This window comes from Blastomonas sp. CCH1-A6, from assembly GCF_001556365.1.
GTDB classification, from domain to species: Bacteria; Pseudomonadota; Alphaproteobacteria; order Sphingomonadales; family Sphingomonadaceae; genus Blastomonas; species Blastomonas ursincola.
The window spans coordinates 22,570-29,467 of sequence record NZ_LSIS01000140.1 but is presented as its reverse complement, the minus strand read 5'-3'; the positions used below and the strand labels follow the sequence as shown (position 1 = coordinate 29,467).

Sequence of the window (6,898 nt, the reverse complement as noted above, 5' to 3'; positions counted from 1 at the left end):
TTCATCACCCAATGCTCGCCCGGCGCGGCTGTGCTTCCGCGTCTCCGCGCCGGGCGAGCATTGGGTGATGAACGCGTTGGCGGTGATGACCGCAGTCGATGCAGCGGGCGGCGACCTGGCCGTGGCGGGACTTGCGCTGGCCGATCTGCCCGGCATGTCGGGCCGCGGTGAGCGGGTGCAGGTTGCGACACCCGATGGCGGCACCGCGCTGCTGATCGACGAGGCCTATAATGCCAACCCCGCCTCGATGGCGGCGACGCTGGCGCTGCTGGGGCAGGAACATGCCGCACGCCGCATCGTCGTGCTGGGCGCGATGAAGGAACTGGGCGAGAGCTCGGACAGCTATCATGCCGGGCTTGCCGCGCCGGTGATGGCCGCGAAGGTCGATCATGTCATTCTGGTCGGCGACGAAATGGCACCCTTGGCCGACGCGCTTGCCAATTCGCTTGAGTGGCAGGGCACAATCGCGCATGTGCCCGCCGCCGATGCGGCGCTGGCGGCGCTGCAGGCCATATTGGGCGATGGCGATGCCCTGCTCGTCAAGGGGTCCAATTCCGTGGGATTGTCCGCACTGGTGCGCGCGCTGGCAGCTACGCCGGCCGCATCCGCCGTGTCGCGGGAGGGGGTTTGATGCTATATCTGCTGGCACAATATCTGGATTTTGAAGGGCCGCTCAACCTCATCCGCTATCTGAGCTTCCGCTCGGGCGCGGCGATCGTCACCGCGCTGTTCATCGGTCTGATCATCGGCCCGCGCTTCATCCTGATGCTGCGCATGCGCCAGGGCAAGGGCCAGCCGATCCGCCTCGATGGCCCGCAGACGCACCTTGCCAAGCGCGGCACCCCGACCATGGGCGGTCTGATGATCCTGATCTCGCTCACCATCTCGGTGCTGCTGTGGATGGACCTGACCAATGTCTTCGTCTGGGCCTGTCTGTGCGTGACGCTGGGCTTCGGGCTGATCGGATTCCTCGACGATTTCGACAAGGTGCGCAAGGCGAGCCACAAGGGCGTGTCGGGCAAGGTGCGGCTGCTGGGCGAGTTCCTGATCGCCGGCGTCGCCAGCTGGGTGATCCTGGGTCAGACCGGCACCTTGCTCTATGTGCCGTTCATCAACTATCCGCCGTTCGACCTGGGGCTGTTCTACATCCCGTTCGCTGCCTTCACCATCGTTGCCTTCGGCAATGCGGTAAACCTGACCGACGGGCTCGATGGTCTCGCAACCTTCCCGGTGGTGATCGCCAGCCTCGCCTTCCTGCTGATCGTCTACATGGTCGGCAACGCCAAGTTCGCCGCGTATCTCGGCATTCCGCACGTTCCGGGTGCGGGGGATCTGGCCATCTATTGCGGCTGCATCATCGGCGCGTGCCTCGCATTTTTGTGGTTCAACGCGCCGCCGGCGGCGGTGTTCATGGGCGATACCGGATCGCTGGCGCTCGGCGGCGCGCTCGGCGCCATCGCGGTCGCCGCGCATCACGAGATCGTGCTTGGCATTGTCGGCGGGCTGTTCGTGGTCGAGGCGATGTCGGTGATCATTCAGGTGTTCTTCTTCAAGCGGACCGGCAAGCGCGTGTTTCGCATGGCGCCGATCCATCACCATTTCGAACAGCTCGGCTGGGCGGAATCGACCGTGGTTATCCGCTTCTGGATCATCTCGCTGGTGCTTGCACTGGCCGGTCTTGCGACGTTGAAAATCCGGTGATCACCTCCCCCGCCTTTGCCGCGAAACGCTATTGCATCCTGGGCCTGGCACGCTCGGGCCTGGCGACGCTCGACGCGCTGATGGCCTCGGGCGCGGAGTGCACCGTGTGGGACAATCGCGACGAAGCGCGCGAGACGGCGGTGTCGAACCACCCGGAGGTCCGGATCGGCGACCCGATGGAGATCGATCTGGCCGGGTTCGACGGGCTGATCGTTTCGCCGGGCGTGCCGCTCAACCGTCACCCGGTTGCGGACCGCGCGCGCGCCGCCGGCGTCCCGATCATCGGCGATATCGAGCTGTTCGCGCTCGCCCGCGCCAGCCTGCCGCCGCATCGCGTGGTCGGCATTACCGGCACCAACGGCAAGTCGACCACCACCGCACTGATCCACCACATCATCCGCGAGGCGGGCGTGCCGACGATCATGGGCGGCAATATCGGCCTGCCCATATTGTCGCAGCCGCCGCTTCCCGAAGGCGGGGTCTATGTGCTCGAACTGTCGAGCTATCAGATCGACCTGACCTTCAGCCTCGATTGCGACGTCGCGGTGCTGCTCAACATCACGCCCGATCATCTCGATCGCTATGACGGCTTTGCCGGCTATTGCGCCGCCAAGGCGCGGCTGTTTGCGATGCAGCACGATCCCGCGCATGTCGCGGTGATCGCGACCGATGACGAGCCGACCCGGACGATCGCCGCGACGCTGACCGCCCCGCGCGAAGTCCACGCCGCCGATGTCTCGGCCGAAGATCAGCGCGCCTGGCCCGCATTGCAGGGCCCGCACAATGCGCAGAATGTCGCGGTCGCGCTCGCCACTGTCGATGCGCTGGGGCTCGACCAGGCGCGCAGCCGCGCCTCGCTCGCCACCTATTCCAGCCTGCCGCACCGCATGGAGCGCACCGCCGAGCACCGCGGCGTCCTCTATGTCAACGACAGCAAGGCGACCAATCCGGCCTCGACCGCGCCTGCGCTGGGGGCCTATCCTCGCATCCACTGGATCGTCGGCGGGCTGCCCAAGGGCGACAGCCTCGACGAATGTGCGCCGCATTTCGACCATGTCGTGCACGCCTATACCATCGGCGAGGCGGGGCCGGTGTTCGCGGACCAGCTTGAAAAAGTGATGCCGGTGACGCGCGCGGAACTGCTCGCCAACGCTGTGCGCAGCGCGATGGACAACGCAAAAGCGGGTGAGGTGGTGCTGCTGTCGCCTGCCTGTGCCTCTTTCGACCAGTTTCGCGATTTCGAGGCGCGCGGCGACTGCTTCCGCAAGATCGTCGACGCGCTGATCGCAGAGGATGCGAACCAGCAGGAGGATGCCGAGCGATGAGTGATCTGGCTGCCACCGCCCCCGCCACTGGCCTTTCGGGCAAGCGCGCGTACAAGCTGCCGCGCAATCTCGGGCGCAGGCTGGGCCGCAGCGACCGGTCGCAGCTGGCGATCTGGTTCTGGGAACTCGATCGCGTGCTGCTGGCGATGATCATGATGCTGATCGCGATCGGCCTGATCGCGGTGCAGGCGGCCTCGCCCGCGACGGCACGGCGCCTTTCGACCGCGACCGAGACGCTCAGCCCGCTCTACTTCTTCTATCGCCAGCTCGGTTGGGTCATCGTCAGCCTGGGCTTCATGTTCGTGGTCTCTATGCTGCCCAAGCGCGAGGCGCGCCGCCTGGCGATCATCATGGCCTGCATCTTCTTCGTTCTGCTCGCTCTGGTGCCGATCTTCGGCAACGCGGTGAACGGATCGAAGCGCTGGATCGGCTATGGCATCGGCATCCAGCCGTCCGAATTCCTGAAGCCCGCTTATGCCGTGACCATGGGCTGGATCATTTCGCTGCGCGTCAAGGATCCCAGCCTGCCGGTGCTGAAACTTACCGCCGCGATCACCGCATGCATCGCGGTGCTGCTGATGCGCCAGCCCGACCTTGGCCAGACGATCATGTTCATCGGCATCTGGTTCACGCTGATGCTGCTCGCGGGCCTGCCGATGCAGGTGGTCGGCCTCGGCGTCGGTGCGGGCGCGGTCGGCATGACGCTCGCCTATTTCTTCTACCCCGTGGCGACGCAGCGCATCAACGGCTGGCTGTTCGGCGCGGGCGAATATGACCATGTGATGTTCGCGCACAAGACGCTGACCGGCGGCGGGCTGATCGGCACCGGGCCGGGCCTGGGCGTGCACAAGTTCAACCTGCCCGAGGCGCATACCGATTATATCTTCTCGGTCATCGGCGAGGAATTCGGCCTGCTTGCCTGTGCGGCGATCGCTCTGGTCTATTTCGCGATCATCGTGCGCATCTGCATGCGGCTGCTCGACGAGCGCGACCTGTTCACCATCCTGGCGGTGACGGGCCTGACCGCGCAGCTCGGCGGGCAGGCGTTCATCAATATTGCCGTGAACCTGCAGCTCTTCCCGTCCAAGGGCATGACGCTGCCGTTCATCAGCTATGGCGGCTCGTCGATGATCGCGCTCGGCATCGGCGCGGGCTTGCTGCTGTCGCTCACCCGGCGTAACCCGTTCGAGGACCGCAGCCTGCTCGGATCGGACTGGAAGAACTGATGACCATCTCGCGCCATTATGTGCTCGCCGCCGGCGGCACCGGCGGACACCTGATTCCGGCCTATGCGCTCGCGCGCGAACTGCAGCAGCGCGGCCACCATATCGCGCTCGTGACCGACGAGCGCGGCGCGAAGATTCCGGGTATTTTCGAAGGCGACCAGGTGCACATCCTGCCGCCCGGACGCATTGCGGGCGGGCCGATCGGCTGGCTCCGCGGCATGAAGGGCATCTGGGCAGGCCGGGCGATGGCGCTCAACCTGTTCGAGAATTTCCAGCCGAGCGCGGTGATCGGCTTTGGCGGCTACCCGGCGCTGCCGACGCTGCTCGCGGCGCAGAAGGCGCGCATCCCCACGATCATTCACGAACAGAATGCGGTGCTGGGGCGGGTCAACCGCTTCATGGCGGGCAGGGTCAATGCGATCGCCACCGCGTACAAGCAGGTCGATAGGCTCAATCCGAAGCTCAAGGACCGCGTCCATCTGGTCGGCAATCCGGTGCGCGATGAGGTGCTCAGCTTGCGCGGCGAAAACTATCCGCCGCTGCTGGAAGATGGCGTGTTCCGCGTGCTCGTCACCGGCGGCAGCCAGGGCGCTCGGGTACTGTCCGAAGTGGTGCCCGATGGCCTGGCGATGCTGCCAGTCAACCTGCGCCGCCGCCTGCAGGTGGTGCAGCAGTGCCGCGAGGAGGATATCGAGGGCGTGCGTGCCAAATATGCCGAGCACGGCATTCCGGCGGAACTCGCGACCTATATGAACGACCTGCCCGAGAAGCTCGGCTGGTCGCACCTGTTCATCGGCCGTGCGGGTGCCTCCACCATCGCCGAGCTGACCGTGGCGGGCCGCCCCGCCATCCTGGTGCCGCTACCCATCGCCACCGACGACCACCAGACCGCCAATGCGCGCGAGATGGTCAAGGCCGGCGGCGCGCGCTCGATCCGGCAGGAGGCGTTCACGCCCAAGGAACTCGCCAAGCAAATCCAGAAGATGGCGCTCGATCCGCATGCGCTCGAGAATGCGGCGCTCGCCGCGCACAAATGCGGTTACCCCAATGCGGTGCGCGATCTGGCCGATCTCGTCGAGAGCTTCGGCGCCGCGCCGCTGGCAGACATTATTCGCGTGGCCCCCGCCGCCAAGGGCCAGGCCCTGGGCGGTGAGGCCCTGGCCCGCGAAGCTGAAGGACAGGAAGCATGAAGGGCGTCGGAATCGACATCGGGACCATCCATTTCATCGGCATCGGCGGCATCGGCATGTCGGGCATTGCCGAGGTGATGCACAATCTGGGCTACAAGGTGCAGGGTTCGGACATAGCCGAAAGCTATGTCGTCGAAGGCCTGCGCAAGCGCGGCATTCCGGTGATGATCGGCCACAAGGCGGAAAATCTGGGCGATGCCGCCGTGGTCGTCACCTCGACCGCTATCAAGCGCGGCAATCCGGAGGTCGATCTGGCGCTGGAGAACCGCGTCCCCGTCGTCCGCCGCGCCGAGATGCTGGCTGAGCTCATGCGCCTCAAATCCACTGTCGCGGTGGCCGGCACGCACGGCAAGACCACGACCACCTCGATGATCGCGGCGATGCTCGATGCAGGCGGCATCGATCCCACCGTCATCAACGGGGGCATCATCAACAATTACGGGTCGAACGCGCGACTCGGCGACAGCGAATGGATGGTGGTCGAGGCCGACGAAAGCGACGGCAGCTTTCTCAGGCTCGACGGCACGATCGCGGTCGTCACCAATATCGATCCCGAGCATCTCGACCATTATGGCAGCTTCGACCGGGTCAAGGACGCGTTCGTCGAGTTCGTGCAGAACGTGCCCTTCTATGGCGCGGCGATCCTGTGCCTCGACCATCCCGAGGTCCAGGCGATCCTGCCGCGCGTCAAGGACCGGCGCGTCGTGACCTACGGCTTTTCCGCCCAGGCCGATGTGCGCGGCGACAATGTCGTCTCGATCCCCGGCGGCAACCGCTTCGACGTGACGGTGCGCGAGCGCGACGGCTCCACCCGCCAGATCATGGGCATCGAGCTGCCGATGCCCGGCCGCCACAATGTGCAGAACGCCATCGCCGCGATCGCGGTCGGGCTGCAGATGGGCATGGCGGATGCGGACATCGTCACCGGCTTTGCCAAGTTCGGCGGGGTCAAGCGCCGCTTCACCAAGGTGGGTGAGGTTGATGGCGTGACGATCATCGACGATTATGGCCATCACCCGGTGGAAATCCGCGCGGTGCTGGCAGCGGCGCGCGAGGGCGTCAAGAACCGCATTATCGCGGTGGTCCAGCCGCACCGCTATTCCCGCCTCGGTGACCTGATGGACGAGTTCCAGCAGGCGTTCAACGACGCCGACATCGTCTATGTCGCGCCGGTCTATGCCGCGGGCGAGGAGCCGGTCGAGGGCGTCAATGCCGAGGCGTTGGCCAGCGGCCTCAAGCAGCGCGGCCACCGCCAGGCGCGCACGATCACCGGACCCGACGAGCTCGCCGACCTGCTGGCGGCCGATGCGCAGGACGGCGACATGGTCATCTGCCTGGGTGCGGGCGACATCACCAAATGGGCGGCAGGGCTTGCCGATGCGATTACGCAGCGGAGGCAGTCTGCGTGAGCCCGTCCACGCCTCTCTCCTCTACCAGTCCACCGTTTGTCCCGAGC

The 6,898-nt window shown here is 65.9% G+C and carries 6 protein-coding genes; all 6 read left to right on the top strand.

Annotated elements, in window-relative coordinates; all coding sequences use genetic code 11:
- A partial coding sequence (locus tag AX735_RS05555; protein WP_446471786.1) for a glutamate ligase domain-containing protein occupies positions 1–631 on the top strand: 631 nt, incomplete at its 5' end.
- Complete coding sequence (mraY, locus tag AX735_RS05550; protein WP_066276932.1) at positions 631–1,701, top strand: phospho-N-acetylmuramoyl-pentapeptide-transferase; 1,071 nt, start codon at positions 631–633, stop codon at positions 1,699–1,701. The genes AX735_RS05555 and mraY, both read left to right, overlap by 1 nt.
- Complete coding sequence (gene murD, locus AX735_RS05545; protein ID WP_066276930.1) at positions 1,698–3,026, top strand: UDP-N-acetylmuramoyl-L-alanine--D-glutamate ligase; 1,329 nt, start codon at positions 1,698–1,700, stop codon at positions 3,024–3,026. The genes mraY and murD overlap by 4 nt, the downstream gene beginning before the upstream one ends.
- Complete coding sequence (locus AX735_RS05540) at positions 3,023–4,252, top strand: FtsW/RodA/SpoVE family cell cycle protein (protein WP_231750030.1); 1,230 nt, start codon at positions 3,023–3,025, stop codon at positions 4,250–4,252. Before murD ends, AX735_RS05540 begins: the two co-directional genes overlap by 4 nt.
- A complete protein-coding gene (gene murG / locus AX735_RS05535) occupies positions 4,252–5,442 on the top strand; it encodes an undecaprenyldiphospho-muramoylpentapeptide beta-N-acetylglucosaminyltransferase (protein WP_066276924.1) in 1,191 nt (396 codons plus the stop codon). The genes AX735_RS05540 and murG overlap by 1 nt, the downstream gene beginning before the upstream one ends.
- Positions 5,439–6,851, top strand: a complete 1,413-nt coding sequence (murC, locus tag AX735_RS05530; RefSeq protein WP_066276921.1) for a UDP-N-acetylmuramate--L-alanine ligase — start codon at positions 5,439–5,441, stop codon at positions 6,849–6,851. The genes murG and murC overlap by 4 nt, the downstream gene beginning before the upstream one ends.
- Positions 6,852–6,898 lie beyond the last annotated feature (47 nt).

What these genes read in the sequence shown, in the direction of transcription:
- murG (WP_066276924.1), top strand. Translation starts at nt 4,252, where the DNA reads ATGACCATCTCGCGCCATTATGTGCTCGCCGCCGGCGGCACCGGCGGA.
- murC (WP_066276921.1), top strand. Translation starts at nt 5,439, where the DNA reads ATGAAGGGCGTCGGAATCGACATCGGGACCATCCATTTCATCGGCATC.
- AX735_RS05540 (WP_231750030.1), top strand. Translation starts at nt 3,023, where the DNA reads ATGAGTGATCTGGCTGCCACCGCCCCCGCCACTGGCCTTTCGGGCAAG.
- mraY (WP_066276932.1), top strand. Translation starts at nt 631, where the DNA reads ATGCTATATCTGCTGGCACAATATCTGGATTTTGAAGGGCCGCTCAAC.